This is a genomic window from Campylobacter concisus, assembly GCF_015229955.1.
GTDB classification, from domain to species: domain Bacteria; phylum Campylobacterota; class Campylobacteria; order Campylobacterales; family Campylobacteraceae; genus Campylobacter_A; species Campylobacter_A concisus_AT.
In genome coordinates, this window is the sequence record NZ_JAAKYZ010000005.1 from 17,628 (window position 1) to 43,868 (window position 26,241).

Consider the following 26,241-nt stretch of genomic DNA (forward strand, 5'->3'; position numbering starts at 1 on the left):
TAACTCTTTTTAGTTATTATCCCAAATAAAATTTTTGGAAAAATCATGCAAAAAAAATACAGACCAAATGTGGCAGCTGTTATTTTGTCTAGCTTGTATCCATTTAAATGTGAAATTTTAGTCGCAAAAAGGGTGGATATGGATGATATTTGGCAGTTTCCTCAAGGCGGAATAGACGAAGGTGAGAGTCCAAAGCAGGCTTTAAAAAGGGAGCTTAAAGAAGAGATCGGAACTGATAAAATCGATATCTTAGATGAGTATCCGCAGTGGCTAAGCTACGACTTTCCAGCAAACGCGGCAAAGAAATTTTATCCATTTGATGGACAGACACAAAAATATTTTTTGGTTAGACTTAAAAATGGAGCCAGCATAAATTTAAAGACAGAGCATCCCGAGTTTAGCGAGTATAAATTTGTAGATTTTGGTAGAAGTTTAGAGGGAATAAATCACTTTAAAAAGCCTATTTATGAAAAGGTTTTGAGTTATTTTAAAGAGAAAGGATATTTTTGATGTTGATCGTTCAAAAATTTGGCGGAACTAGCGTAGGAACACTTGAACGCATCGAAGCTGTGGCAAATAGAGTCATTGAGACAAAAAATAGCGGTGCAGACGTAGTTGTGGTAGTTTCTGCGATGAGCGGAGTTACAAATCAATTGGTTGAATATAGTGAGTATTTTTCAAAACACCCAGATGGCGTCGCCACTGATATGCTTTTAAGCTCTGGAGAGCAAGTAACGACCGCGCTTTTAACGATCGCACTTAATGCAAAAGGCTATGCGTGTGTAGGTATGACAGGTGCGATGGCAGGCATTATTACTGATGATATTCATACAAAAGCAAGGATCGAAAGGATAGAGACTGCTAGGCTAAAAGCCGAGCTAAAAGCTGGCAAAATCGTAGTTGTAGCTGGCTTTCAAGGTATAGATGAAAAAGGTAATATCACAACCCTTGGTAGAGGCGGCAGTGATCTTAGTGCAGTTGCATTAGCAGGGGCACTTGATGCTGATCTATGCGAAATTTTTACCGATGTTGATGGCGTTTATACGACTGATCCAAGGATAGAAAAAAAGGCAAAAAAACTAGAGCAAATAAGCTATGATGAGATGCTAGAGCTCGCTTCTGCTGGTGCAAAGGTACTACAAAATCGCTCAGTCGAGCTAGCAAAAAAACTAAATGTAAAACTCATTACAAGAAGTAGCTTTAATCACAACGAAGGCACATTAATAGCAAAGGAAGATGACAATATGGAAGCAGTTTTAGTAAGCGGAATAGCACTAGATAAAAATCAAGCAAGAGTAACACTAAGGGGCGTAGTTGATAAGCCTGGCATTGCAGCAGAAATTTTTACAGCTTTAGCTCATGAAAATATAAACGTAGATATGATAATCCAAAACGTAGGACATGACGGCACTACAAATTTAGGCTTTACAGTGCCACAAAATGAGCTTGAACTAGCAAAAGAGACTATGCAAAAGCTCTCAGCTGCAAAACATATAGAATTTGATGATGCGATCGTGAAAGTTTCAGTTATTGGCGTCGGCATGAAGAGCCATAGTGGCGTAGCATGTTTGGCATTTGAAACGCTTGCAAAAGAGGGCATAAATATCCAAATGATCTCAACAAGCGAGATAAAAATTTCAATGATCGTTGATCAAAAATATGGTGAGCTAGCGGTTCGCGTACTTCATGATGCCTATAAGCTAGATAAATAATGCAAGATTTTATTCAGTGGACGTTAAAAGCTATTAGGGACGAAGGTCCTTTGATGAGCTGGATGGAGGAAAGGCGTGTTGAATGGACGCCTTTGCTCGCATCTAGGCTTAAATTTTTACTTGAAGGAAGGGCTTTTATAACTATAAGCGATGAAGAACGAAGATGGTTTGAAACTTATCTTTTAAAAAAGATGAACCATTCAAAAAGCATAAGGCCATTTTTGCCATTTTTTAGCCTGAGATCGCTTTATCCATCACTTGATGAGATAGAGACAAATGAGCAAAAGCAACTTCTAAAAGATATGCTAAGTCTTGCTTTTCCAAACGGTTACTTGTTTTTTTATATCGGAAAGAGCCTTGATAAATATGCGAATTTAGCCAAAAGTGATGAGGATAGTTATATGTGGCTATTTGACGAGCAGGCGCAAAACAGCTTTACTCTTAGCTCGAGCGATGAAAATTTAGATGTTAAACTAATAAGCCTTTGCAAAATTTTTGATAAAAGCATTGATGCAGCGCTTTTTGCTAAGGTGATACTCTAAATGCTTAATAAAATCGTCGTTACAAGCGATTTTGAAAATTTAAAAGCCAAGCTTGAAAGCGAGTTTGGCATAAATAATTTAAGATTTTTTATAAGCGATGATTTTTTGCTAGAAAGTGCAAAGGAGGTCATCGCAGAAGCTTACATTGCTGAAAAAGATGAAAAAATTTTAGTAATAAATGCTAATTCTTTTAGGACAGAGGCTCAAAATGCACTTTTAAAGATCATCGAAGAGCCTCCAAGAAATATCAAATTTATAATAGCAACGCAGAGTAAAAATTTACTTCTACCAACGATTAGATCAAGAATGCTCATAGAAAATAATCTCACAAAAAAACCAAAAATAACCCTTGATCTAAATTTAAAAACACTTAGTCTAAAAGAGCTAACAAGTTTTATCGATCAAAAGATCGCAGATGAGCAAGCTCAGAAATTTGGCAAAAACGAGTTAAAAGAGCTTGTTGGCGTTATCGTGACAAAAGCGGTTGATAGCGGGTATAAATTTAGCGGCGATGAGATGGATTATTTTTTCTCGCTTATAAAGCTAGCAGATCTAAATGCCAAGTCTCACGCCGTGCTAACGCCACTACTGCTTACTATATTTCAAAAAGGACGACGTTGAAATTTTATAAGATAGATAACAAAAGCGACTTTGATGAAATTTGCAAAGCTATCTCGCCAAGTCCTGCTGGTGCGAAGCTCATGCATGAAAAGAGTGAGATAAATTTTATATTTATAGATGAGATAAAAACCCCAGCGGCAAATATTCTAAAGCAAGATGCTCTAAGCGTTGGAGCTGAGCTTGTGACGCATAAAGATACGATTTTGGGCAAGCAGAGTCTAAATAAAGCCTTACTAATGGCGACAAATGCGCAGCTTAGGCAGCTAGCTAAAAAGGAGAAGTTGCAAGACTTTGGACTTAAAAATTTAGCAGCCTTTTTAGAGACAAAATTTATAAAGCCAACAAAGCCTCTTATAATGGGCGTTGCAAATATAAACACAGATAGCTTCAACGAACAAAGCCGCATAAATACGCAAAATGGTATCTCAAAAATAGAATACATGATCGAAGCAGGTGCAGACTATATCGACCTTGGTGGCGTTAGTTCAAGGCCTGGGAGCGAGTACTGCGGTCGCGAAGAGGAATTTAGGCGCATAAAAGATATCGTGGAGGAAATTTACAAGCTAAATTTACATGAAAAGGCAAAATTTAGCCTTGATAGCTTTGATCCTTATTGCCTTGAATTTGCTCTAAATTACGGCTTTAAAATGATAAATGACATCACGGCAAACGCCTCACTTGCCACGCTTGCGGCGCGATATGACGCTGAGTTTTGCATGATGCATATGCAAGGCGATCCTGCGACTATGCAAGTCGCACCAAAATATAACGACTTAATCGGCGAGATAGCAGACTTTTTTGAGCAAAAGATAGTCCTAGCAAAGGAGCTTGGCGCCAAAAAAATAGTGCTTGATGTGGGTATTGGCTTTGGCAAGACGGCTGAGCAAAATTTATTGCTTATTAAGCATTTGGAGCATTTTTTAAAATTTGACTGCCCGTTGCTAGTTGGTGCTAGCCGCAAATCAGTCATAAATCACTACTACAAAAGCGATGTCAAAGAGCGCTTACCAGGCTCACTTTACCTGCATCTAAAGGCCTTCGAAAACGGCGCTCAGATTATTAGGACGCACGATGTGGCCGAGCACAAACAGCTTTTTGATATGCATGAGGCGATGAAGCAAGCCACGCTTTGGTAGAGTGTAAGGCTAAAAAGGCTGAATGCTTTGGTGATAAAGAGGCTTTGGAGGAAATTTTATCCGCCAAAGATCCAGCGCAGATGAAGGCACTTGGCAGGCAGGTGCGAGGCTTTGACGCTAAGGTCTGGGATGAGATCAAATTTGGCGTCGTGCTAAATGCTAGCTATCTAAAATTTAGCCAAAATGCCCCTTTGCGAGACTTTCTGCTCCAAACTGGGAGCAAAATTTTAGTCGAGGCAAGCCCAGTTGATAAAATTTGGGGCATAGGTATGAGTGCAAGCGATGAAAGTGCGCAAAATCCTATGAAGTGGCGAGGGCAAAATTTACTTGGCTTTGCGCTGATGAGGGCGAGGGACGAGATAGCAAAGGTCTATAAAAATGTCCATTTATGTGACGCGAGAGAGCTAAATTTGGATCATTTATAAAGTATGTTTAAGATAAAATGCGGTGTAAATTTGGAGCAAAAATGACAAAACAAGAGTATAAAAAAGCAGTAGATACGCTAAATGCGTGGGCAAAGGCCTACTACGACGAGGACGAGCCACTTGCAAGCGACGAGGAGTATGACGCGCTATATCATGCGGTGCTTGATTATGAACAGACAAACCCAAGTGAAATTTCGCTATTTTCGCCGACAAAACGAGTGGGCGGAGGCGTAAAAGAGGGCTTTAGCAAGGCAAGCCACATAAAGCGCATGTGGAGCATGGAGGATATCTTTAGCCTTGGCGAGCTTGATGCGTGGCTAAAGCGTGGCGATAAAGAGAATTTGACTTTTGTCGCTGAGCCAAAATTTGACGGAGCGAGCCTAAATTTACTCTATGAAAATGGCGTTTTAGTTAGGGCGATCACAAGAGGCGACGGCGTTATAGGCGAGGACGTGACGCAAAATGCAAGGACGATAAATTCTGTTTTAAAGAGCATTAACTACAAAGGGCTCATTGAAATTCGTGGCGAAGTCGTCATAAGAAAAGATGACTTTGAGCTACTAAACGCAGAGCGCGCAAAAGAGGGCGAGGCGCCACTTTCAAACCCTAGAAACGCAGCCGCTGGAAGCCTTAGACAGCTTGATAGCGCGGTTACTGCAAAAAGAAAGCTGCTTTTCATACCTTGGGGCGTGGGCGAGCAGAGTCTTGGGCTAAAAGATCACAGCGAGGTGATGAAATTTGTGCGAGATCTTGGCTTTGAGAGGGACGAATTTTTTAAAATTTTAAAAAAAGATGAGCTTGAGGCTGCGTATAACGAGCTACTAGCCAGCCGTGAGGCAAAGAGCGTGATGATGGATGGCATGGTGATACGAGTAAATGACCTTGCACGCTGTGAAGAGCTAGGCTACACGGTTAAATTTCCAAAATTTATGGTGGCGTTTAAATTTCCAGCCATTGAGAAGGTCACAAGGCTAAGAGACGTAGCACTTCAAGTTGGCAGAAGCGGCGTGGTGACACCTGTTGGCGTGCTTGATGAGGTAAATATAGACGGCGCAAATGTAAAATCAGCCACCCTTCATAACTTCGACGAGATCGAGCGCCTTGGCGTTATGAAAAACGACTATATCGGCATCATCCGCTCAGGAGATGTCATACCAAAGATCACAAAGGTCTATAAAGATAGGCGAGATGGCAGTGAGCAAGCGATTGATAGGCCTAAATTTTGCCCAGTTTGTGGCTCGCACCTGCTTGATGAGGGGGTCTTTGTAAAGTGTCAAAATTTAAGCTGCAGAGCAAGAGTGGTGGGCTCTATTATCCACTACGCATCGAAAAAATGCCTAAACATAGACGGACTTGGCGATGCGATCGTAAATTTGCTATTTGATAAGGGGCTGATTGCTTGCATAAAGGACATCTACGGCCTTAAATTTGATGATCTAATCTCGCTTGAGGGCTTTAAAGAGAAAAAGGTAAATAACCTTTTAAATGCCATTGAGGCTAGCAAAGGTGCGGAGCTATCTCGCTTTATCACGGGCCTTGGCTGCGAGCATATCGGCGAGGTGGCGGCAAAGAAGCTTACAAGTAGCTTTGGGTTAGGCTGGCTTGATGCTAGCTTTGAAGAGCTAATCTCACTTGAGGGCTTTGGTGCGGAGATGGCAAATAGTTTAATCGACTTTGCCGAGGTAAATAGAGCGGAAATTTTAGCCCTAAGCCAGATCGTGCAGCCAAGCATGACGCAGGTACAAAGCATCTCAAACGCGCTAAGTGGCAAAACGGTGGTGCTAACTGGCACGCTAAGTCGCCCAAGGGACGAGATAAAGGCAGAGCTTGAGAGTTTTGGCGCAAAGGTTTCTGGCTCAGTCTCTAAAAAAACGGACTTCGTGCTAGCTGGCGAGGAGGCTGGCAGCAAGCTAGAAAAGGCAAATGAGCTAGGCGTGCGAGTGATCGACGAGAGCGAATATGAGAGGCTAAAACTTGAGGTTTGATAACTACGTCGCAAGCGTTTTAAATATCAGTAGAAACAAGGCGAGCGAGCTCATTAAATCTGGCAAGGTGCTAACAAATGGCGAAATTTGCACCAAGGTTTCAAGCGAAGTTAGCGAGGCTAAAATTTCACTGCTTGATGAAATTTACGTTGGGCGAGGCGCGCTTAAGCTAAAAAGCTTTTTGGAAGCAATGAAATTTGATCTAGCTGGCAAAAACGCACTTGATATCGGTAGCTCAACTGGCGGCTTTATGCAAATTTTACTTGAGCGTGGTGTAAAAAGTGTGACTGGCGTCGATGTTGGCACTGATCAGCTAGACGCCAGCCTAAGAAACGACGAACGAGTGAAAATTTATGAAAAAACTGACGTCAGGGAGTTTGCGAAGCAAAATCAAAGTAAATTTGATCTCATAACCTGTGACGTGAGCTTTATCTCTTTGGCTGAAATTTTACCAGCTATTTGTGAGCTAGTAAGCAGGGATTCGCTCATTATCACGCTTTTTAAGCCACAGTTTGAAGTGGGTGTTGGCGTAAAACGCAATAAAAAAGGCGTTGTCGCCGACGCTAAGGCTGTAAATTTAGCTATGAAGCGCTTTGAAGTGCTAGCAAGTGGTTTGAAATTTGAACTGATAGCTTGCAAAGAGTGCGAGGTCAAGGGAAAGGAAGGAAATGCCGAGTTTTTCTACGCTTTTAACAAAAGATAACATTACTGCCGTTGCGATAGGGCACTTTGACGGCGTACACAGGGGGCACAAGCAGCTTTTAAAGCAGCTAGGCGAGTTTGGCGGACTTGTTGTCATCGACAAAAACAAAGCCAACATCACGCCGAAGCTAAAGCGAGCTGAGTACTCAAACTATCCTTGCTTCTTGTATGATTTTGAGAGTATAAAGGGGCTTAGCGGCGAGGAATTTATCGAGCTTTTAAAGCGAGATTTTAAAAATTTAAAAAAGATCGTTGTTGGGTTTGATTTTAGATTTGGCAGAAACAGAGCGTGGGACAAGCACGATCTAAAAAGAATTTTTGATGGTGAGGTGGTCGTCGTTGATGAGGTTTGTTATGACGGCATGGGCGTGCATAGCTCCTCCATTAGAGAGTTGATACGTCAAGGTAACATCGATGAGGCAAACAGGCTAATAGGCAGGGAGTACTCGATCGAGGGCAACGTGATAAAAGGGCAGGGCATCGGCGCAAAAGAGCTTGTCGCTACGCTAAATTTAGATATAAAAAGCTATCTCTTGCCACGTGAGGGCGTCTATGCGACAAGAACGAGGATGGGCTCATACACCTATGGCTCGGTCACATTTATAGGCAATAGGCTTAGCACGGACGGAAATTTTAGCGTTGAGACGCACATATTAGACGAGGTCGCGCCAAAAGTGACGAGGCATGTCGCGGTTTGTTTTATAAAACGTCTAAGAGATAATAAAAAATTTAACACACTTGAAGAGCTAAAAGAACAGATCAAATACGATATAAACGCAGCTAGAGCTTGCGTTGGAGTGTGCGATCTTTTTGGTAACGAGACAATGAGATACTTTGATGGATACGGAGCTGGCATATGAGAGATGAAATTTTTAAAGAGCCTATAAGCAAGCAGTTTGAGTTTGATGACTTTGTGGCGAGTGTTTTTGATGATATGATCTCGCGCTCGGTGCCGTTTTACGATGTGAGCTCAAATCTAAATGCAAAACTACTTGCTAAAATTTTGCCAAAAGATGCAAGCGTATGCGACCTTGGCTGCTCGACGGCAAATAGCTTACTTTTACTAAATAATCTTAGAAACGATCTCGTGCTAAGTGGCGTGGATAACTCTGAGGCGATGCTAGCAAATGCCAAAAATAAGGCAAAAGCTTATGGAGCAAAGATAAAATTTTTGCTTGATGATATTTTAAAGTGTGAGTTAGTGGGCTTTGACGCAGTTTTGGCAAACTATACTTTGCAGTTTATAAGACCACCAAAAAGGGCCGATCTAGTGCAAAAAATTTATAACGGACTAAATGAAAATGGAGTTTTTTTATTTAGTGAAAAGATCATCTTTGAAGATAAAAAACTTACTAAAAGCGTCATAGAAATTTATGAAGACTACAAGCAGGCACAAGGCTACTCACGCTATGAGATCGCCCAAAAAAGAGAGGCGCTTGAAAATGTGCTGGTGCCATACACCGAAGAAGAAAATAGAAACTTAGCCATAAATGCTGGCTTTAAGCGAGTCGAGAGCACATTTAAATGGGGAAATTTTATGAGTTTTTTGGCGTTTAAATAAATTTAAAAATATCTGCTTTTGTATTTAATATAAAACTTAACCATAGACAGTGAATTTAAAATTTAGATTTTTTGGCTTCGCAATATCAAAATTTTTGGATTATGAAATTTGGTAGTAAAGAAATTTAGCGGGAGTTACCCCGCTAAATTTACTCATTTATCGCTGCATTTCCGTGGTGGTGGAAGTCATCGTAGATGATCTTTGAAGTTTGGAATTTTATGCGTTTTAGTTCGCGAACTCGTAAAAATTCTTCTTCATCGATCTTTTTGATCTGAATAGCTGCTTTAAATGTCGGAGTCTTACTGATGTAGTCCCAACCGCTGCTTGTTAGCTCATTGCAAGAGCTCTCCCAGTAGTGGAAAGTCATCTGGATGATGCCATCAGGCACGATGTCTGTTACTTCAGCTTTTACGACGATGTAGCCGTATCTACTCCATGCTTTGATGAAGTCGCCTTGTTTTAAGCCATATCTTGCTGCAAGTGTTGGATTCATCTCTGCGATAGGTCCGATGCTATCTCCGCCTTCTTCGATCGCTCGTGAGCGTCTTGTCATAGTGCCAACGGTGTATTGATAAACCTTCCTAGTGGTTAGAAGTTGTATTGGATATTCATCATCAGTCTTTTCATCGACTGAGCCAGCCATGATAGGGTACTCAGGCGACATATTCATCTTCTTAGCAAATTCAAGTTTTGCACTTTCGATCTTATCGGCTTTATCCACAAAGAGGCATGGCACAAAACGACCTTTGCCATCAGGTGTGAAAAATTTCTTATCAAGATAGAGGCTTTGACCGCCCATGTCATCTTCATTTGGACATGGCCAGTGAAGTCCGTGATACTTTTTGATACGGTAATAACTCATACCGCCATATCGTCTTGGGTCGCATTTTCTAACTTCTTCCCAAATTTCTTCTGGTGAGTTGAAGTTAAATCCCTCTGTTGCACCTAAACGACGTGCGATCTCACAAACGATCCACCAGTCTTGTCTAGCATCTCCTGGAGGTGTGATGACTGCTTCATTGTGCTGTACGCGGCGCTCTGCGTTTGTATAAAGTCCTTCTTTCTCGCTACTTGCAACGCCTGGAAGTATGACGTCAGCTTTTAGTGAAGTCTCGGTTAAAAATAGATCTTGCACGACGTAGAAATCAACATGAGCGATACCTTTTAAGAAGTGGTTTGTATTTGGCTCAGAGATGACTGGATTTTCGCCGATAGTCCAAAAGAAATGCACTTTGCCATCAAGGATCGCATCAGGCACTTCGGTTTTGTGAACGCCTATTTTTGAGCTCAAGAATCCAGGTTCTAGGTGCCACATTTTTTCAAACCAAGCTCTTTGCTCTGGATCAGTGACTGAGCCAAGATTTGGGAAGATGTTTGGCAAAACGCCCATATCACAGCAGCCTTGAACATTCTCTTGGCCTCTTAGTGGTAAGTCGCCTGAACCAAGTTCACAGATGTTACCAGTGATCAAGAATAAATTTGATACATCGCAAACTCCGCCAACGCCGTGGTTGAAGTGAGTTACGCCCATACCGTGAGTGATGACTGCTGGCTTTGTGGTAGCGTACATTCTAGCAGCCGCTCTGATATCCTCTGGATTTAGCCTTGTATATTTAGCCACGACCTCTGGAGCATAGTCTTTTACAGCTTCTTTGACATACTCAATGCCGATTGTGTGGTCTCTTACAAACTCCTCATTTACAAGGCCTTCTTCGATGATAGTGTAAAGAAGTGCGTTTATAACAGGGATGTTGTGCTCTGGCTCTAGTTGTAAGTGAATATCAGCTCTGCTTGCAAACTCGGTCTTAATAGGATCAATAACGATCAGTTTCGCACCGCGGTTTAGCGCTCTTTGGATGTGCATAGCTGCGATTGGGTGACCATTTTCTGGGTTTGAGCCTATCATTAATATACAGTTACTATAAGCGCCAATCTCTGTAAAGCTATTTGTGGCAGCTCCGTTTCCGATTGTTTTAGCAAGTCCTGCTACTGTCGGAGCGTGTCAAATTCTAGCACAGTGATCGACGTTGTTTGTGCCAATTACAGCACGCATTAGCTTTTGAGCGACGTAGTTATCTTCAAGCGTACAGCGTGCTGAGAAATTTCCAGCTAATGCGTCTGGACCATATTTTGTTTTGGTTTCTTTCATCTTTTCTACGACAAGGTCAAGTGCCTCGTCCCAGCTGGCCTCTTCAAATTCGCCATCTTTTGAAAAAACGCCGTTTTTCTTTCTGATAAGTGGTTTTGTAAGTCTATCCGGGCTTGCTACATAGTCCCAGCCGTAAAAGCCTTTTAAGCATAAATTTCCTTGATTAACTGGATTGTCTTCAACGCCAGTTGCAGCACGAACGACGTTATTTTCCACATGCAAGGTAACCTGACAGCCCGTCCCACAATAAGGACAGATGACTTTGCCTTCTTTCATCATTTTCTCCTTTACTATGCAATATTTGCATATTTCTATATGGGTAATATTACTAGCCAAATTCTTAATCTTTAATAAAAATTCTTTATTATTAAAAATAAATTTTTAATTTAAGTTAAGATTAATTTAATTCTACTAAAGTCAATTATTTAGGGATTTTAAAATTTGTTTAAAATTGATAAATTTATTATAAAAAATAAATATATAGAGATTTAGCTTTTTATATAAAATGAAGAAATTAATTTTAATTTTACTTTTTTTAAAAAGGTTAGTCATATTGTAAGCAGATAAATTAATACTAAAGATGGAAAAATTTTAAAATAGACTGTAAATTTTTGAATAAAAATATGGATGAAGGAAATTTAATAAGGAGAGCAGATCGCTCTCCAATGAACTATTTATCTCTTAAGCCAAGCTCAGAGATTAGTTTTGAATATGTAGTGTAGTCTTTATTTTTAAGATATTTTAAAAGTCTTTTTCTTTGACCAACTAGTTTTAAAAGACCTAAACGTGATGAAAAGTCTTTTTTGAAAATTTTAAGGTGTTCTGTAAGTTCAGTTATTCTAGCTGTTAAAAGAGCTATTTGAACTTCTGGAGAGCCTGTATCTCCCTCTTTTCTAGCGAATTTCGCAACTATTTGAGCTTTTTTAGCCGAATCCAAAGCCATGATGACCTCCTGATTGGTGAATTTTGGAAGAGCGATTATAGCATTTAAAACATAAAGTTAGATAAAATTATGCTTTTTAAAAATTAATGAAAAATGCAGTAAAAATTTAATAAAATTAGGGCTATTTAAAGACTTAAGGAAGATAAATGCTTTTTACAAAGGCAAGCGAATACGCTCTACTTTCACTTATTTTAATATCTCAAAAATCATCTCCAGTTGATGTTGATACGATCTCAAATGAACTTAAAATTTCAAAAAGCTTTTTAGCCAAAATTTTACAAAATCTTGCAAAAGATGGAATTTTAAAGTCGTTTAAAGGGGCAAATGGCGGTTTCGCGCTAAATAACGAACCTGAAAATTTAAGCATAAAAAAGATAATAGAGTGCGCTGAAAAACGTGAACTTAACGTCTTTGAGTGCTCATCTTCTGCAGATGGCTGCCCGTCAAACAAAGCCTCGAGCTGTCAAATTTGGTCGATGTTTAGTGGTCTTCAAAGCAAGATCGACGAGATGCTTGATGCGATAAAACTAAGTGACATCGTTAAGAAGTAGAATTGGCAAAGCAAAAAAATAACATCTTAACTCTTGTTGCGCCGTTTCTTGTGCCAATTGTTAAGTTTAAAAGTCTTAGTATCGTTGGTATCATTGTTGCCATTCTTGCTATCATTATCGTACCGCTTCCAAGCGCGGTGCTTGACTTTTTTCTGGCACTTTCTATTTCTATTTCTGTGCTTATAATCTTAATTTCGATTTATGTGCCAAAACCAACCGATCTTAGCACATTTCCGACACTGATCCTTATCGTTACGCTTTTTCGCCTCTCGCTAAACATCGCAACCACGCGTATGATCTTAAGCGAAGGTCACAATGGCCCAGAAGCGGTCAGCGAGATCATCTCAAGTTTTGGAAATTTCGTAGTTGGCGGCAACTTTGTCATCGGCACCATCGTCTTTTGTATCTTGGTTCTCATAAATTTCATGGTCGTAACAAAGGGCTCAACCCGTGTGAGCGAGGTGCAAGCGCGTTTTACACTTGATGCGATGCCTGGTAAGCAAATGGCGATAGATGCGGATCTAAACGCAGGTTTGATTGATGAAAAAACGGCGCGCGAAAGACGTCAAGCCATCATCGGCGAGGCAAATTTCTATGGCGCGATGGATGGTTCGTCTAAATTTATAAAAGGTGACGCCGTCGCTGGCATAATCATCACTATCATTAATATCATCGGTGGCTTTGCTATCGGCTCGTTTCAGCACGGCCTTGATATGGCGACATCGGCTCAGTACTATACGATCCTAACCATAGGTGATGGCCTTGTGAGCCAGATCCCAGGACTTATCACTTCAACAGCAACTGCCATCATCATTACAAGGGCTAGCAAGGACGACGAGGACTTTGCAGAAGGCACGTTAAATCAGCTATTAGGGGATTATAAAACCTTGCTAATAGTGGGCTTCATACTATTTATGTTTGCTCTTGTCCCAGGGCTTCCGACTCTTTCTCTTGGCTTTATCGCACTGCTATTTTTGGGGCTTGGCTACATCATCAAGCAGACCAAAGATGGCGGGCTAAATTTAGGCCTTGCTTCAAAAGACAAAACAGTTTCTAAAAAAGCTGGAGGTGCTACGCAAAGTGGGGCAGGAGCAGCTGCTAGTGGTGCCACTACTAAGGTACCAAAGAAGAGCGACGAAGAGATCGCAAGAGAAGAAGAGACAAAGATAAACGACATCTTAAAGCTTGAAATTTTAGAGCTTGACCTAGGATATGGCTTGTTAAAGCTAGCTGATGTGGATCTCATTGAGAGGATTCGCGCTATGAGGCGAAACATCGCTTCAAGCCTTGGCTTTTTGATGCCAAAGATAAGGATCCGCGACAACCTTCAACTACCGCCAAACGAGTACCGCTTTAAGCTAAAAGGTATCGTGATCGGTCAGGGTGAAATTTATGCGGATAAATTTCTAGCGATGGATAGTGGCCTAGTTAGCGAAGATATCGAGGGGATTCCGACAAAAGAGCCAGCTTTTGGGCTAGATGCACTCTGGATCGATGCTAGCGTCAAAGAGGATGCCATTCTTAGTGGCTACACGATAGTTGATCCTGCAAGCGTCATCTCAACGCACATGAGTGAGCTTATCAAGCAAAACGCAGCCGAGCTTCTAACTCGCCAAGAGACGCAAAATTTATTAGACAAGCTAAAGATCGACTATCCAGTTGTGGTCGAGGATACGCTAAGGATCGCACCTATAAATTTGATCCAAAAGGTTTTAAAAGCACTGCTTAAAGACAATATCCCGATCAAAGACCTGCTTAGCATACTTGAATCAATTAGCGATATCGCTGAGGTTAGCAAAAACCTAGACATGATCATCGAGCACGTGCGCGCAGCGCTTTCACGCGTCATCACTTCGCTTTATGTCGATGAGAAAGGTCAGCTAAATTTTTACATTTTAGATAGTGCTGCGCAGCAAAAGCTTATGGACGCGGTGCAGTATAAAGATGGCGCGTATCATCTTATGATAAATGTGGCTCAAACTTCATCGATCGTTCAGGCTCTAAGACATGAAAAAGAGAAACGTCCGATGAGTCAGCACGGCGAAATGGTGCTTTGCGTGGAGCCAAGCCTAAGAAAATTTATAGCAAATATCTGCGCAAATTTTGCCATCGATATAGTGGTGCTAAGCTTTGCTGAGATCTCGGCAAATACGCCATTTGAAACGGTTGGCGTCATAGAAATAGAAAATTTATAAAGGAAAACGATGAAAATTTATCACCTCTCGCACACCGATCTTGACGGATACGGCGCGCAATACATAACAAATTTTTACTTCAAAGATGTGAAATTTCTAAACTCAAACTACGGCAGAGAGATAGATGATAAATTTGCTCAAATTTTAACTGAGATAGATGCCTCAAATGACGATAAAAACATCATCTTGATCACTGATCTAAATTTAAGCCTAGCTCAGTGCGAGAGCTTTGAAGATATGATAAGGGGTAAAAATATAAAGCTATTTTTGCTAGATCATCACCAAAGCGGTGCCGAGTGCGCGAGCGCTTACTCATGGTATTTTTTGGATAGTTCAAGGTGCGCCACAAAGATCACTTACGACTTTTTTGCGGGCATTTTTGGCAAAAACAAAGAGCTTGAAATTTTTAGTGACGTCGTAAATGCCGTGGATATCTGGCTAAAAGATGATAAAAATTTCGAAATGGGCAAAGTTTGCTTGGGACTTGTTGCAAATGCTAAAGAGATAAATAAAGTGATGTTTGAAGCTGAAAATAACCTCTATATGGATCATCTCTTAAAAGAAGCTAGCAAATTTTTTAACGAGAAAAACGACTATATCGGCCTTGATATGCAGGTGCATGCTATTAAGAAGTCATTTTTCAAAGAGGATAAAGACGATACGCTAAGTAATCTAATCTCAAACTACGTCGTAAAAAAACTTAGTGAAAATAAAGAGAAATTTAGCATAAACTATAAAGATCATAAAGGAATTTTAACTTACAATATCGGCAATGTTTCGGTTATCGGTAACGACTTTTTAGTGGTAAATCCTGAATTTGACTTCTTTATCGATGTGACAAATAAAAAAACGCTAAGTTTTCGTGCAAATGGCAAGCTTGACGTTAGTGCCATGGCAAAACACCTAGTTGGTGGCGGCGGACACGTGAACGCAAGCGGCGGATTATTTGCAAATTTCAAAGATGGCTTTAGCTTTGATCCGATCAAAGCACAGATAATTGATCTAATAACTAAAAAAACACAGGAGGAAATATGAAAGAAGAAGAGGTGAGCGTAGAAGAACTTAGCTATGAGCTTAGTATGGTACTTGAGGCGATGTTCTACTATGCTGGAGTAAAAAAAGACAAACTTGAAGAGGCGGCAAATCTTTATGTTGAGTGCATCGATGATGCGTTAGAAAATTCTGATGCTAGCGGTAGCGACGAGGTCATAGAGATAGTTGAGTATATGAAAAAACATCATTCGAAATTATTTAAATAAGGAAAGAAAATGAAGAAAATTTTAGTTTTAGTGGTAGCAGTTTTTGCGTTAAATGCTATGGCAAATGAAAATTTAGACAAGGCAAACGAGCTTTATGCAAAGAAAAATTTTAATGAAGCTTATCCTTATTTTAATAAGGCTTGTGGAGAGGGCGAGAAAAAAGCTTGCACGATGAATGCGATCATGCTATTTAACGGAGACGGCGTAGCAAAAGATAGAGCTCAGGCTGAGAAAATTTTTACAAAAATGTGTGACGAAAATGAGGGCATGGCTTGCGAAAAACTAGGCGAAATGATCGCTTATGGCCTTGTAAAAGATAAAGACGCAAACGAAGCAAAAAGCGAAGAGAAGGCAAAGGCTTTATTTAAAAAAGCTTGTGATAACGGCTACCAACCAGCTTGTGACTTCGTAGCAAAATAAATTTAAGAGGCTTAAAATGGGCTACAAACATAAAGATTTGATAGGAACTAGAGAGCTTAGCAAGGAAGAAATTTTATATTTTTTAGAGGCGGCGAAAGAGTTTAAGGAGCTAAATTTAAGCCAAGTGAAAAAAAATGACTATCTTCGCGGAAAGACCACGATCAACGCATTTTATGAAAACTCGACAAGAACTAGGACATCCTTTGAAATCGCAGCAAAGAGGCTTGGGGCTGATACGATAAATTTCAGCTCATCAAGCTCTAGCGTGACAAAGGGCGAGAGCCTAAATGACACGATGAATAACATGGCTGCTATGAGAACTGATATCATCGTGCTTCGTCATCCAAGCTCTGGTGCGGCAAAATTTGCAGCTGACAGGACAGAGGCTAGCGTCGTAAATGCAGGGGATGGCACAAATGAGCACCCAAGCCAAGCTCTGCTTGATCTTTTCACACTAAGAGAGCATGGTAAAATTTTAGATAAAAACCTAAACGTGGCGATCATAGGTGACATCGCTAGAAGCCGTGTGGCAAGGTCAGACATCTGGGCGATGAAGAAATTTGGCATAAATTTAAAGCTCTTTGCGCCAAGGATGATGATGCCAAAAGATGCTGAGGTCTTTGAGTCTCAAATTTGCAAAAATATGGAAGAAGCCTGCGAGGGCAGTGATGTCATCATCATGCTTCGCATCCAGCTAGAGCGCGGCGGTGCAGACGTGGCATTTCCGAGCTCGAGGGAGTACTCAAAATTCTTTGGACTAAATAAAAATAGGATAAAGCTAGCCAAACCTGATGCAATCGTACTGCATCCAGGACCGATAAATAGGGGCGTGGAACTAAACTCAGACGTGGCTAATGGTACACACTCAGTCATACTAAATCAAGTTGAAAACGGCGTTGCTATAAGAATGGCGATACTAAATACGCTTGCAAAAAATAGGGGCTAACGATGAAAATAGCAATAATTAACGGCACTATCGTAAATAGCGACGAGAAATTTAAGGCAAATATCCTAATAGAAAACGGCAAAATAGCCAAAATCGGAAGTGAGAAATTTGAGGCTGATAAGGTCATCGATGCCACAAACAAGCTCGTCATGCCAGGACTTATCGACATGCATGTGCACTTTCGCGATCCTGGCCAAGAGTATAAAGATGACATCATCTCAGGCTCGCAGGCAGCGGTGGCTGGGGGAGTGACTACCTGCCTTTGCATGGCTAACACAAACCCAGTAAACGACAACGCCTCGATCACAAGAGCGATGATAGAAAAAGCTAAAAACTGCGGGCTAATCGATCTTTTGCCAATAGCAGCCATCAGCAAAGGACTTGGCGGCAATGAGATCATTGAAATGGGCGATCTTATAGAGGCTGGCGCAGTTGCATTTAGTGACGATGGCTTACCAGTGACTAGCTCAAGCGTTATGAGAGCGGCACTTGAGTATTCAAGCATGTTTGGTAGCTTTTGCATAAGCCACTCAGAGGACTGCTCGCTTTGCAGGCAGGGCGTCATGCACGAGGGTAAGGTCTCAGCCATACTTGGACTTCGTGGCATGGCAAGAGAGAAAGAGGAGATCGCAGTTAGCCGTGATATGCTGCTTGCAAAGCTCACTAAAGCGCACATCCACATCGCTCACGTAAGCTCGGAGTACTCGCTAAAGATCATCGAAATGGGTAAAAAAGAGGGCATAAATATCACTTGTGAGGCGACACCGCATCACTTTAGCTTTAGCGACGATGAAATTTTGAAAAATGCCTACGATACAAATTTTAAAATGTCACCACCACTTCGTGAGATAAGCGACGTAAAAGCAGTGAGAGAAGCACTAAAAAGCGGCCTTATAGACGTTATAGCGACTGATCATGCGCCGCACCACACAGATGAAAAGATAGTGGAATTTGACAAGGCGCCATTTGGCATCATCGGACTTCAAACCCTTGTGCCGCTTACTTTAAAGCTCGTAAATGAGGGCGTTATAAGCTTAGAGCGCATGGTGGAGCTAACTTCTACAAATGCAGCTAAGATGCTAAATTTAAAAGATAAAGGCAGACTTGCCGAGGGCATGCTAGCTGATATTGCAGTGATAGATCCTGAGATCGAGTATGTTTATGATGAGAAGATAAACCGCTCAAAATCGATAAATTCTCCGCTTTTTGGCAAAAAGCTAAAAGGTGCAGCGACTACCACGATAAAAAGTGGCAAGATCGTTTATGAGTTTGGAAAATAATATAAATTTGCTCGTACTTGCGGGTGATTTTGAATCTTCAAAATCCAAAATTTGCTAGAAATTTCTAGCAAATTTTATTTTTTATGAGTTATATTTTTTAACGATACTGCGAACGACTTTTTCTATAAAAAGTGCAGATTCAACCTCGCAGCATTCTCTTGTTGAGTGAGGTGAGTAGATATTTGGCCCAATAGAACATGCACTAAGACCTGTCTTTTTCTCTAAAAGCACTCCACATTCAAGTCCAGCGTGCACAGCTGTTATCCTTGCATTTGGCTTATAAATTTTAAGCTCTTCTAGGATATCGTTTGCAAATTTATCATTTATAGGCTTCCAAGCAGGGTTTCTATCTTTTGCGATGACCTCAAAGCCAAGCGCTTTTGCAAGCTCAGAAATTTCAAATTCCATACTGTTTAGCCCATCTTTACTCATTGACCTTGCGAAAAACTCCACTTCAAGTGAGTCGTCGTCTTTAATCTTTGCAAGCGATAGATTGACGCTATCTTGTGGTATGCCCAGCTCACAGTTATAGGCTCTTACGCCTTGTGAAAATGAGTTAATAAGTGCTAAAATTTTCTCGCCATTTTCTAAAATTTCATCTCCCATGCCAAGCTTTTTCACGCTTAAATTTTCACACTCACTTTTTAGCTCTTTATCGCTTAGAACCAGTGCGGTTGCGCCGCTTGGGATAGAGTTGCTTCGCTCGCCACCTTCAAATTTAACAAGCTTGCAGCTATTTTTAGTCACAAATGCTGCCAAAACCTTGATCGCATTTGGGATATTTTTATGTATCTCATTGCCAGAGTGTCCGCCAGGAAGCCCACTTACTTTTACTTCATAAAGCGTGCTCTCTTTTGTTTTTTTGCTATTAAGCGAGATAGTGGCAAATAAATTTACACCACCAGCGCAGCCGATAGTGACTCTATCGTCCTCTTCACTATCTAAATTTAAAAGCTTATCGGCTTTGAGATCGCCACTAAAGCCAGTGGCTCCGATCATGCCGACTTCTTCGTTGTTTGTAAAGAGGCACTCTATGTCGTCAAATTCGCTTATCATCTGCATCATGATAGCCACGCCGATGCCGTTATCGGCACCTAAAGATGAGTTTTTAGCCCTCATGTAGCCATCATCGCCGTAAACTATCTCGATCTTTGGAGCATCGCCCATGCAGACCATATCGTAGTGGCTTTGCAAGCAAATTTTTGGTTTGCCTTTAAACGCATGAATGTTGCCAAAGTTATCGACTGTAACCTCACAGCCCTTATCTTTTGCATAGCTAGCTAGAAAATCACGCATCTTATCGGTCTCATAACTGCAGTGCGGTATCGTAGTAAGTGTCTCAAATTTCTTTAAAATTTCACTATTTGACATATCTGCCTCCGTAAATTTATTTTATCTCGCCCTTATAGCCAGTCGCATCGACTGCCTTTAAAAGCTCTTTTTCATCGAGCTTATCATCTGCTATAACGACAGCTTTTCGCTCTTTTAGCGATACATCTGCCTTTTTTACGCCCTCAACGCTAAGAGCAGCCTTTCTAACAATCGCCGTGCAAAGCGGACAGTGCATGCTAGGCACTGAAATTTCTATCTTTTTATCAGCATAGCAACTAAGTGCAAGAAGGGTTAAAATTAAAATTTTACGCATAAATTTCTCCTAAAAGCTCTGGGTATGTAAGGAGTAAAAGCAAAATCACTCCAAAAAGTATATATATAAGTATCCATTTTTTCTTTTTATAGCTCAGGTTGCAGCTTTTTGGCTTGTAAAATAAAGTAATGCCTGAAATCACAAAGCAAATGACGGCCATAACGCTTAAAGGAACGCGGTATTCGTATAAATTTTGTGTCCAAGATAGAAAAGAAAAAGATGTACCAAAAAGCAGAAAAAGAAGTGCTGGTAAACAGCACAAGGTAGCGCCGATGGCACTACCTATGGATGTTAGTATCAGCCAAAAGGCTCTCATTTTAGCTCTGTTGAGACGTAGTCGTAGCTAAATTCTTTTGGCGAATAGTAGTTTTGTGTGTTGCCATCAACTTCAGCGTATGGATATCCAAAGTTATTTAGCGGAGTTTGCTCTGGAGTTGGCTTTAAGATAAAGTCGCGGCCGTAGTTAAAGCCTATCCAGCACATCTCCCAGTTACCAAAGCAATAATCTCTCACAGCTACGATCTTAGCGTCGTCATTTGTTAATTTCTCGCCTAGTCTCACCTTTGTGACATCCGCTGGATCAACCGGTATCCAACCATAGCCTTTTAGGTAAAACTCAGCCCTGCAGTGTTGTCCGCCTGAAATTTTAGCCACACCATCTTTTGCGCTACCCATTTGATCTGAAAATCTAGACTGACCAACCCTGATACCAAAAATTTCTCTTGCAGGGATGCCAACTGATCTGCAAAGTCCCACGAAAACTGAGTTTATGTCGGTGCATTTGCCAACTAGTTTGCCACTTTCTAGGATGGCTTTAACGTCGCCCGTGCCACATCCAAGGATGCTGTTATCGCGCTGCATAGTGTTTGCAACCCACGTATAGATCGCTTTTGCGCGCTCCAAGTCGCCTTTAGTATTGCCGATAATCTCTAGCGCTTTTGCTCTTACGACCCCGTCAGTTGGGATGTGCGAGGTTGGTTTTAAAAATTCTAAAACAGCAGGATCGACCTTCTCGTTTGGATCGTAATTTACCTTGCTAAAGTCAGTGTTGCGCTCTGTTGTTTGAATTTTAAACTGAACATTTAAGATAGGTCTTGGCTCGTTTTCTTCAAAATCAGCATACATTGTAGGTATTAGCGTATCTGAAATATAGACGTTTTTAGCGGTTGTGTTTATGACGTAGTCTTGAGTTAGTTGCTGATAAGTGGTGCTTAGTGGAAGTGGCAACCAAATTCTTGAGCTTTTGCCCTTTTCAAGCAGCTGGTGTTTGAAATTTACATCGAAATTTCTAACAACTGGACTTGCCGGCTCATCGCTAGCTAAAGTGACACTTGGAAGCAGACTCGCTGCACCTAAAAAACTACTGAATTTAAAAAAATCTCTTCTTTGCATAAAATGCCTTTTTTGCTTAATATTAGCCAAACTTGGCTCTAAAACTGCCTGCTATTCTAGCATAAAATTTTTATTTATGATAAAATCCGCCACATGAAAAAGATTATATTTTTAGGCTTTATAGCGCTATTTTGCAATGGTTGTCTTTATATGAACGAGCGCGGAGTTTCGACTCAATACTATAATGATTGTAAAGAGTATTATGACGCGACTGGCACCTACCAAAAAGAGTGTCCGCACAACATTGTCGACTGGAAATAGCGTGGATCTTAGCAAATTTAACGAGCAGCAAAAACAAATTTATAATAGGATAGAAAATTTAGCAAATTTTGACTGCGAGCTTGAGCTAAAAGATAGTGTAAATGTGAAATTTAAAAATTTAGACCAAGCCAAAAAAGATGAAATTTATGACCTCGCCCTTAGCCTAAAGCCTTGGCGAAAAGGGCCATTTTTACTTGATGATATATATATAGATAGCGAGTGGCAAAGTTTTATTAAATTTAATATCCTCGCCTCACACCTAAATTTAGCTGGCAAAAGTGTGGCTGATGTGGGTTGTAACAATGGATATTATATGTTTAAGATGCTTGAATACAGTCCAAAAAGCATAACTGGCTTTGATCCTAGCGTGCATACATATTTGCAGTTTACTTTTTTAAATAAATTTATCCGCTCAAATATTGCTTACGAGCTTCTTGGAGTAGAGAGTTTGCCAGAATTTGGAGCGAAATTTGACACCATTTTTTGCCTTGGTGTCATCTATCACAGAAGCGATCCTATCAAGATGCTAAAAGAGCTAAAAACCGCACTAAATCCTGGAGGAGAGCTATTTTTAGATACTATGTATATTGATATGGAGGGTGACTTTGCGCTAAGTCCAAAGGATAGATACTCAAAAATTCCAAATATCTACTTTGTACCGACACTCTCGGCACTTCAAAACTGGTGCGAGAGAGCTAAATTTAGGGATTTTACCTTACTTGAAACAAAGGCGACTGATCTAAATGAGCAGCGAAAAACGCAGTGGATAGATGGAGAGAGTCTTGGAAATTTCTTAGACCCAGAAGACATTACAAAGACCATCGAGGGCTACCCAGCGCCAAAAAGAGCATATGTTAGAGTTAAAATTTAAGGATAAAAATGGCAGAAGAAAATATCTATGATGTAAAAGACGAATCGCAAATAATCTTACCAGAAGATGAAAATCCGCTAAGAAATGAGATAAAAACAGCTCCTTTAACAAAGCTAAATTTTAGTGGAACGGCATTTTTACTTGAAAAAAATCACGCAAAGACTAGATTTTTTACTACGGATGATATGGTGTGCGATACTGAGGGGCTTATTCATAGCGGATTTATTTTTATGGGCGCAAATCATGCCGCTCTTTTAGCCATTAATGAAGAATTTTGCGTTAGTATCGGGGCTAGAATAAATTTCTTTGGGCCACTAAAGCTTGGTGACGTGGTGGAATTTGACGCTCAAGCAAGATTTGAAGAGAGCAGAAAAAGAGAAGTAAAAGTGCTTGGATATGTTAAAGATATAAAAATTTTTGAAGGAGTATTTCAACTTGTCACACTTGAAGAGCATATCTTCTTGACTCAACAAAAAAATATCCAAAAAGAAGCTGCTATAAGGCAGAAAAAAGAGCGAGAAGAAGCTAAGGCTAATAGCTAAAAGTAAGTAAAAATTTTTGATTTTTAATCCCAAATAAAACGAAATTTTAAAAAGACAATCTTTATCTCATTATCCTATTTTGGTAAATAATTGGTAACATTTTTTAAATTTTTAAGAAAAATTAAGCAATAAAATTAATTTTCTATGATAATATCCTTTCAAAACTTTTTATCAAAAGGAGATTTAGATGAAAATTACAAAAGTTAGCTTAGCTGCTTTGGTTGCTTTAGGTGCATTTTCAAGCGTTGCAAGTGCAACTCCACTTGAAGAAGCTATAAAAAATGTAGATCTTTCAGGATTTGCAAGATATCGTTATACAAATGATAACCGTGATAGAAAAGCTGATACAAAAGCTGGCACAAATGATACTGCTGGGCATGCGTTTAGAATGCAAACATCATTTAAAGCTGCAATTGATGATAACTTCTTTGGCGTTTTAACACTAAGATATGCTGCTACAGATGGTTCTGGTGACAACAATGAAAAAAGAGACGTCAATGGAGGAATAATTGATGGTACAGATAAAACAAATACAACAAATTCTTTTGGTGTATATGAAATGTATCTAGGATACAAAGTATCTAACACTACTATTACAGCTGGTAAACAACTTATCAAAACTTTCTATGATGATGGTGATATAGCAGCTACTGGTCTAAAAGCTATAAGTACAGATGTATCTGGTCTTACTTTAACAGCTGCTGCTTATGATGCCATAGAAAACAATAGTGATGAAGTAGATGGACCTTTCCTAAAAGAAGTAACGGATGGTACAAAATTTCATGATGCTCCTGCTAACCTTTATTATTTAGGTGCAGTTGGTAGCTATGATCCAGTATCATTTAAAGTAGCTATTGCAAATCTACAAGAAATAGCAACACTTTATGGTGCTGAAGCAGCATTTAGCTTTAATGTAACTGACGATATAAACCTAAACCTAAAAGGTCAATATGTTTATAGCGATTCAGATCACAAAAAAGTAGCTGATGCTGACTTTTGGGCTGTTCAAGCTGGAACAAAACTATTTGGTGCTAAATTTAATGCTGGTTACCTAGAATTTGACGCTAAAAATAAAGATAATGATGCTAGAAATAGCGGTAAAATCGCATTTACATCAATCGATGCAAATGGTCAGCTAATCAACCCAGCTAAAATATTAAATGGTGTAATGTCTGGTGGATCACAATACTACAATAATATCAAAGGTGACAATGATTACTGGTTTGTTAATGCTGGATATGATATAGATAAATTTGGTCTTGGTGCTGGTTATACTCAAGGTAAAGGCACAAGTTATGCGCTTGGTAAAGAGAGGGCAAAAAGGAATGAGTGGTATACACAAGCTAGCTACAAATATAGCAAAAAACTTAATTTCCTAACTTGGTACGCAGCTGCTAAAGACAAAAAAGATGGTGAAAGCTTTAAACAAAATCGTATAAGATTTGAAGCAAAATATAGCTTCTAAAACCTTTATCCGAGCGAGTTTTCGCTCGGATCTTTTCAAAATTTAAAATAGATCCCATATAAAATTTCTCTACCCTTTTTGATTGACTCTTAGCTTTATAAAAAATATAAATTTTTAATAGTGATTAAGTGTATTTTAAAAGTTTGAAAATTGAAATTAATACCACCGAAATTTTTAGCTATTTTTTACTATACCTATCCAATAACCAATATTGTTTTGCTCTGCCTTTAGTGTACTACTTTCTCCGTGCCCTGGATAAAGCGTGAAGTTACCTTTTAAATTTTTACATTTTCCTAGACTTTTTAACATTTCATTTTTATCTGAAAAAGGAAAATCCCAGCGTCCTATGCTCCCTCTAAATAAAAAATCCCCACTAAACATCGTGTCATCTATCTCTATCATCGAGCAGCCTGGTGTATGTCCTGGAAAATGATGAAATTTAATACAAAAATCATCAACGTTAAAATTTTCATCATTATCAACCAAAACATCTGGAGTAAAAGTATTTTTCATATAACCAAAAATATCACTCTCACACATGAAAGCATCAAATTTGTTAATATAAACTGGAATTTCTAGCTCATCTTTTAACTTACCAGCATCAAAAATATGATCAAAATGCCCATGAGTACAAAGGATGGCTTTTAAATTTTTGGCATTTTGTAAAACCCATTCTTTTGCCCCATCTCCTGGATCTATCACTAAAGATGAATCATTTTTTGTAACGATGTAACAATTAGTGCCAAAATCTCCAAAACTTTTGTGTATTACTCTCATTTTTTACCTTAAATTTATTATTTCTTAAAATTTTACATCTTTTTACTTAAACTTAAAGAAAAATTTTAAATTTACTTAGTATAATTTTTGCAAAAGGAAGCAAATCTAGGCAAAGGAAGAATGAAGGAGTATCAAAAAATCGAAGAAACTTTAGTTTTAAGCTTAAAAGATAAAACTAAAGATAAAAATTTGTTGTTGGGTGTTAGTGGAGGTATTGATTCTGCTGTGGTAGCGACTTTGTGTGCAAGAGTAAAACCAAATGAAACTCATGCACTCATCATGCCAACAGCATCATCAAACAGACAAAATATGGACGATGCCTTAAATTTATGCGAAAAACTAAACATAAAATATAAGGTTTTATCCATAGAGGGCATTTTAAATGCCTTTTACGAAACGATAGATGTAAATTTAAGCAATTTAAGAAAAGGGAATTTAGCAGCTAGAGTTAGAATGAGCTTGCTTTATGATTATTCATCTAGTATAAACGCTCTAGTTATCGGAACAAGCAACAAAAGTGAGCTTATGCTTGGATACGGTACGATATTTGGGGATTTAGCATGTGCGATAAATCCTATCGGAGAGCTTTACAAAAGTGAAATTTTTGAATTTGCAAAACATCTTGGGGTTGATAAAAATTTTATCAACAAAGCACCTTCGGCTGATTTGTGGGATGGACAAAGTGACGAAGGCGACATAGGTTACAGTTATGCTGTTATTGATGAGATTTTAGAAAATTTAGAAAATAACAAGGAGCAAGTCATCAAAAAGTTCGGATTAAAAGCAGTATCGGATATAGAAAATAGAGTTGTTTCAAACAGGTTTAAACGACAAATGCCGTTGATAGTGAAAATTTAAAGG

Annotated in this window: 29 protein-coding genes; 22 read left to right on the forward strand and 7 right to left on the reverse strand. The window is 39.5% G+C overall.

Annotated features, from left to right (window positions below; all coding sequences use genetic code 11):
- Positions 1-45: 45 nt before the first annotated feature.
- The 10 genes from G6W45_RS07520 to cmoA are packed head-to-tail and all read left to right on the forward strand — an operon-like array spanning position 46 to position 8,684.
- Positions 46-510, forward strand: a complete 465-nt coding sequence (locus G6W45_RS07520) for an RNA pyrophosphohydrolase (protein WP_021091471.1) — start codon at positions 46-48, stop codon at positions 508-510.
- Positions 510-1,712: an aspartate kinase gene (locus tag G6W45_RS07525; protein WP_054196925.1), complete on the forward strand. Its 1,203-nt coding sequence runs from the start codon at positions 510-512 to the stop codon at positions 1,710-1,712. The genes G6W45_RS07520 and G6W45_RS07525 overlap by 1 nt, the downstream gene beginning before the upstream one ends.
- On the forward strand, positions 1,712-2,254 hold the full coding sequence (locus G6W45_RS07530; protein ID WP_103603962.1) for a HobA family DNA replication regulator: 543 nt from the start codon (positions 1,712-1,714) through the stop codon (positions 2,252-2,254). The genes G6W45_RS07525 and G6W45_RS07530 overlap by 1 nt, the downstream gene beginning before the upstream one ends.
- The gene (locus G6W45_RS07535) at positions 2,255-2,875 is read left to right on the forward strand and encodes a DNA polymerase III subunit delta' (protein WP_194168072.1); all 621 of its coding nucleotides are present in this window, start codon (positions 2,255-2,257) and stop codon (positions 2,873-2,875) included.
- Complete coding sequence (folP, locus tag G6W45_RS07540; protein WP_194168073.1) at positions 2,872-4,011, forward strand: dihydropteroate synthase; 1,140 nt, start codon at positions 2,872-2,874, stop codon at positions 4,009-4,011. Before G6W45_RS07535 ends, folP begins: the two co-directional genes overlap by 4 nt.
- The gene (gene ybiA, locus G6W45_RS07545) at positions 4,005-4,436 is read left to right on the forward strand and encodes a riboflavin biosynthesis intermediates N-glycosidase (protein ID WP_242039083.1); all 432 of its coding nucleotides are present in this window, start codon (positions 4,005-4,007) and stop codon (positions 4,434-4,436) included. Before folP ends, ybiA begins: the two co-directional genes overlap by 7 nt.
- A gap of 41 nt (positions 4,437-4,477) precedes the next feature.
- Entirely contained in the window at positions 4,478-6,421 is a 1,944-nt protein-coding gene (gene ligA / locus G6W45_RS07550) for an NAD-dependent DNA ligase LigA (protein WP_194168074.1), read from the forward strand.
- Positions 6,411-7,124 carry a 23S rRNA (cytidine-2'-O)-methyltransferase TlyA gene (gene tlyA / locus G6W45_RS07555; protein WP_194168075.1) on the forward strand — a complete coding sequence of 238 codons (714 nt, stop codon included), beginning with the start codon at positions 6,411-6,413 and terminating at the stop codon, positions 7,122-7,124. Before ligA ends, tlyA begins: the two co-directional genes overlap by 11 nt.
- On the forward strand, positions 7,090-7,983 hold the full coding sequence (locus tag G6W45_RS07560; protein WP_194168076.1) for a bifunctional riboflavin kinase/FAD synthetase: 894 nt from the start codon (positions 7,090-7,092) through the stop codon (positions 7,981-7,983). Before tlyA ends, G6W45_RS07560 begins: the two co-directional genes overlap by 35 nt.
- Positions 7,980-8,684: a carboxy-S-adenosyl-L-methionine synthase CmoA gene (gene cmoA / locus G6W45_RS07565; RefSeq protein ID WP_194168077.1), complete on the forward strand. Its 705-nt coding sequence runs from the start codon at positions 7,980-7,982 to the stop codon at positions 8,682-8,684. Before G6W45_RS07560 ends, cmoA begins: the two co-directional genes overlap by 4 nt.
- A 148-nt stretch (positions 8,685-8,832) precedes the next feature.
- Here cmoA and G6W45_RS07570 read toward each other — a convergent pair whose 3' ends face one another.
- The gene (locus tag G6W45_RS07570; RefSeq protein ID WP_346265368.1) at positions 8,833-11,112 is read right to left on the reverse strand and encodes a molybdopterin oxidoreductase family protein; all 2,280 of its coding nucleotides are present in this window, start codon (positions 11,110-11,112) and stop codon (positions 8,833-8,835) included.
- A gap of 391 nt (positions 11,113-11,503) precedes the next feature.
- The gene (gene rpsO / locus G6W45_RS07575; RefSeq protein WP_004317763.1) at positions 11,504-11,776 is read right to left on the reverse strand and encodes a 30S ribosomal protein S15; all 273 of its coding nucleotides are present in this window, start codon (positions 11,774-11,776) and stop codon (positions 11,504-11,506) included.
- A gap of 146 nt (positions 11,777-11,922) precedes the next feature.
- Between rpsO and G6W45_RS07580 the strand changes: the two genes are divergently transcribed.
- Genes G6W45_RS07580 through G6W45_RS07610 form a run of 7 tightly spaced genes read left to right on the forward strand, consistent with a single transcriptional unit; the run spans position 11,923 to position 18,427 of the window.
- On the forward strand, positions 11,923-12,327 hold the full coding sequence (locus tag G6W45_RS07580) for an RrF2 family transcriptional regulator (RefSeq protein WP_054196916.1): 405 nt from the start codon (positions 11,923-11,925) through the stop codon (positions 12,325-12,327).
- A 2-nt stretch (positions 12,328-12,329) separates the two neighbouring features.
- Positions 12,330-14,522 carry a flagellar biosynthesis protein FlhA gene (gene flhA / locus G6W45_RS07585; protein WP_194168079.1) on the forward strand — a complete coding sequence of 731 codons (2,193 nt, stop codon included), beginning with the start codon at positions 12,330-12,332 and terminating at the stop codon, positions 14,520-14,522.
- A gap of 9 nt (positions 14,523-14,531) precedes the next feature.
- Positions 14,532-15,557, forward strand: coding sequence for a DHH family phosphoesterase (locus G6W45_RS07590; protein WP_194168080.1), 1,026 nt, complete (start codon positions 14,532-14,534; stop codon positions 15,555-15,557).
- Positions 15,554-15,781 (forward strand): hypothetical protein, encoded by a 228-nt coding sequence (locus G6W45_RS07595; protein ID WP_021089755.1) that lies wholly within the window; start codon positions 15,554-15,556, stop codon positions 15,779-15,781. Before G6W45_RS07590 ends, G6W45_RS07595 begins: the two co-directional genes overlap by 4 nt.
- Positions 15,782-15,790: 9 nt before the next feature.
- Complete coding sequence (locus G6W45_RS07600) at positions 15,791-16,201, forward strand: tetratricopeptide repeat protein (RefSeq protein WP_194168081.1); 411 nt, start codon at positions 15,791-15,793, stop codon at positions 16,199-16,201.
- Between the two features lie 16 nt (positions 16,202-16,217).
- Positions 16,218-17,147 carry an aspartate carbamoyltransferase catalytic subunit gene (locus G6W45_RS07605; protein WP_085658259.1) on the forward strand — a complete coding sequence of 310 codons (930 nt, stop codon included), beginning with the start codon at positions 16,218-16,220 and terminating at the stop codon, positions 17,145-17,147.
- A 2-nt stretch (positions 17,148-17,149) separates the two neighbouring features.
- The gene (locus G6W45_RS07610) at positions 17,150-18,427 is read left to right on the forward strand and encodes a dihydroorotase (protein WP_085658260.1); all 1,278 of its coding nucleotides are present in this window, start codon (positions 17,150-17,152) and stop codon (positions 18,425-18,427) included.
- A gap of 81 nt (positions 18,428-18,508) precedes the next feature.
- On the opposite strand, the gene G6W45_RS07615 is transcribed toward G6W45_RS07610, so the two are convergent.
- From G6W45_RS07615 to G6W45_RS07630, 4 genes are read right to left on the reverse strand one after another with little or no spacing between them, the layout of a single operon-like run.
- A complete protein-coding gene (locus tag G6W45_RS07615; RefSeq protein ID WP_085658261.1) occupies positions 18,509-19,798 on the reverse strand; it encodes a M28 family peptidase in 1,290 nt (429 codons plus the stop codon).
- 16 nt (positions 19,799-19,814) lie between these two features.
- On the reverse strand, positions 19,815-20,072 hold the full coding sequence (locus tag G6W45_RS07620) for a heavy-metal-associated domain-containing protein (protein ID WP_194168082.1): 258 nt from the start codon (positions 20,070-20,072) through the stop codon (positions 19,815-19,817).
- The gene (locus G6W45_RS07625; RefSeq protein ID WP_085658263.1) at positions 20,065-20,388 is read right to left on the reverse strand and encodes an aryl sulfotransferase; all 324 of its coding nucleotides are present in this window, start codon (positions 20,386-20,388) and stop codon (positions 20,065-20,067) included. Before G6W45_RS07625 ends, G6W45_RS07620 begins: the two co-directional genes overlap by 8 nt.
- On the reverse strand, positions 20,385-21,464 hold the full coding sequence (locus G6W45_RS07630) for a transglutaminase-like domain-containing protein (RefSeq protein WP_085658264.1): 1,080 nt from the start codon (positions 21,462-21,464) through the stop codon (positions 20,385-20,387). The genes G6W45_RS07625 and G6W45_RS07630 overlap by 4 nt, the downstream gene beginning before the upstream one ends.
- A 93-nt stretch (positions 21,465-21,557) precedes the next feature.
- On the opposite strand from G6W45_RS07630, the gene G6W45_RS07635 reads away from it, so the two are divergent.
- The 4 genes from G6W45_RS07635 (at position 21,558) to G6W45_RS07650 (ending at position 24,603) form a co-directional block, all read left to right on the forward strand.
- Positions 21,558-21,725, forward strand: a complete 168-nt coding sequence (locus G6W45_RS07635) for a hypothetical protein (RefSeq protein ID WP_002942642.1) — start codon at positions 21,558-21,560, stop codon at positions 21,723-21,725.
- Between the two features lies 1 nt (position 21,726).
- Positions 21,727-22,596: a tRNA 5-methoxyuridine(34)/uridine 5-oxyacetic acid(34) synthase CmoB gene (gene cmoB / locus G6W45_RS07640; protein WP_346265369.1), complete on the forward strand. Its 870-nt coding sequence runs from the start codon at positions 21,727-21,729 to the stop codon at positions 22,594-22,596.
- Positions 22,597-22,604: 8 nt separating this feature from the next.
- Positions 22,605-23,138, forward strand: coding sequence for a PaaI family thioesterase (locus G6W45_RS07645; RefSeq protein WP_194168084.1), 534 nt, complete (start codon positions 22,605-22,607; stop codon positions 23,136-23,138).
- A 187-nt stretch (positions 23,139-23,325) separates the two neighbouring features.
- Positions 23,326-24,603, forward strand: a complete 1,278-nt coding sequence (locus G6W45_RS07650) for a major outer membrane protein (protein ID WP_194168085.1) — start codon at positions 23,326-23,328, stop codon at positions 24,601-24,603.
- A gap of 174 nt (positions 24,604-24,777) precedes the next feature.
- Here the strand turns inward: G6W45_RS07650 and G6W45_RS07655 are convergent, their stop codons facing one another.
- Positions 24,778-25,380, reverse strand: coding sequence for an MBL fold metallo-hydrolase (locus G6W45_RS07655; protein ID WP_194168086.1), 603 nt, complete (start codon positions 25,378-25,380; stop codon positions 24,778-24,780).
- Positions 25,381-25,500: 120 nt separating this feature from the next.
- Here G6W45_RS07655 and G6W45_RS07660 point away from each other — a divergent pair, with 120 nt between their 5' ends.
- On the forward strand, positions 25,501-26,238 hold the full coding sequence (locus G6W45_RS07660; protein WP_194168087.1) for an NAD+ synthase: 738 nt from the start codon (positions 25,501-25,503) through the stop codon (positions 26,236-26,238).
- The last annotated feature ends 3 nt before the right edge of the window (positions 26,239-26,241 follow it).

Excerpts from the sequence above, each read along its gene's own strand:
- G6W45_RS07520 (WP_021091471.1), top strand. The coding sequence starts at position 46 with ATGCAAAAAAAATACAGACCAAATGTGGCAGCTGTTATTTTGTCTAGC.
- G6W45_RS07525 (WP_054196925.1), top strand. The coding sequence starts at position 510 with ATGTTGATCGTTCAAAAATTTGGCGGAACTAGCGTAGGAACACTTGAA.
- G6W45_RS07530 (WP_103603962.1), top strand. The coding sequence starts at position 1,712 with ATGCAAGATTTTATTCAGTGGACGTTAAAAGCTATTAGGGACGAAGGT.
- G6W45_RS07535 (WP_194168072.1), top strand. The coding sequence starts at position 2,255 with ATGCTTAATAAAATCGTCGTTACAAGCGATTTTGAAAATTTAAAAGCC.
- ligA (WP_194168074.1), top strand. The coding sequence starts at position 4,478 with ATGACAAAACAAGAGTATAAAAAAGCAGTAGATACGCTAAATGCGTGG.
- G6W45_RS07560 (WP_194168076.1), top strand. The coding sequence starts at position 7,090 with ATGCCGAGTTTTTCTACGCTTTTAACAAAAGATAACATTACTGCCGTT.
- cmoA (WP_194168077.1), top strand. The coding sequence starts at position 7,980 with ATGAGAGATGAAATTTTTAAAGAGCCTATAAGCAAGCAGTTTGAGTTT.
- rpsO (WP_004317763.1), bottom strand. The coding sequence starts at position 11,776 with ATGGCTTTGGATTCGGCTAAAAAAGCTCAAATAGTTGCGAAATTCGCT.
- G6W45_RS07580 (WP_054196916.1), top strand. The coding sequence starts at position 11,923 with ATGCTTTTTACAAAGGCAAGCGAATACGCTCTACTTTCACTTATTTTA.
- G6W45_RS07590 (WP_194168080.1), top strand. The coding sequence starts at position 14,532 with ATGAAAATTTATCACCTCTCGCACACCGATCTTGACGGATACGGCGCG.
- G6W45_RS07595 (WP_021089755.1), top strand. The coding sequence starts at position 15,554 with ATGAAAGAAGAAGAGGTGAGCGTAGAAGAACTTAGCTATGAGCTTAGT.
- G6W45_RS07600 (WP_194168081.1), top strand. The coding sequence starts at position 15,791 with ATGAAGAAAATTTTAGTTTTAGTGGTAGCAGTTTTTGCGTTAAATGCT.
- G6W45_RS07605 (WP_085658259.1), top strand. The coding sequence starts at position 16,218 with ATGGGCTACAAACATAAAGATTTGATAGGAACTAGAGAGCTTAGCAAG.
- G6W45_RS07610 (WP_085658260.1), top strand. The coding sequence starts at position 17,150 with ATGAAAATAGCAATAATTAACGGCACTATCGTAAATAGCGACGAGAAA.
- G6W45_RS07615 (WP_085658261.1), bottom strand. The coding sequence starts at position 19,798 with ATGTCAAATAGTGAAATTTTAAAGAAATTTGAGACACTTACTACGATA.
- G6W45_RS07620 (WP_194168082.1), bottom strand. The coding sequence starts at position 20,072 with ATGCGTAAAATTTTAATTTTAACCCTTCTTGCACTTAGTTGCTATGCT.
- G6W45_RS07625 (WP_085658263.1), bottom strand. The coding sequence starts at position 20,388 with ATGAGAGCCTTTTGGCTGATACTAACATCCATAGGTAGTGCCATCGGC.
- G6W45_RS07630 (WP_085658264.1), bottom strand. The coding sequence starts at position 21,464 with ATGCAAAGAAGAGATTTTTTTAAATTCAGTAGTTTTTTAGGTGCAGCG.
- G6W45_RS07635 (WP_002942642.1), top strand. The coding sequence starts at position 21,558 with ATGAAAAAGATTATATTTTTAGGCTTTATAGCGCTATTTTGCAATGGT.
- G6W45_RS07645 (WP_194168084.1), top strand. The coding sequence starts at position 22,605 with ATGGCAGAAGAAAATATCTATGATGTAAAAGACGAATCGCAAATAATC.
- G6W45_RS07650 (WP_194168085.1), top strand. The coding sequence starts at position 23,326 with ATGAAAATTACAAAAGTTAGCTTAGCTGCTTTGGTTGCTTTAGGTGCA.
- G6W45_RS07655 (WP_194168086.1), bottom strand. The coding sequence starts at position 25,380 with ATGAGAGTAATACACAAAAGTTTTGGAGATTTTGGCACTAATTGTTAC.
- G6W45_RS07660 (WP_194168087.1), top strand. The coding sequence starts at position 25,501 with ATGAAGGAGTATCAAAAAATCGAAGAAACTTTAGTTTTAAGCTTAAAA.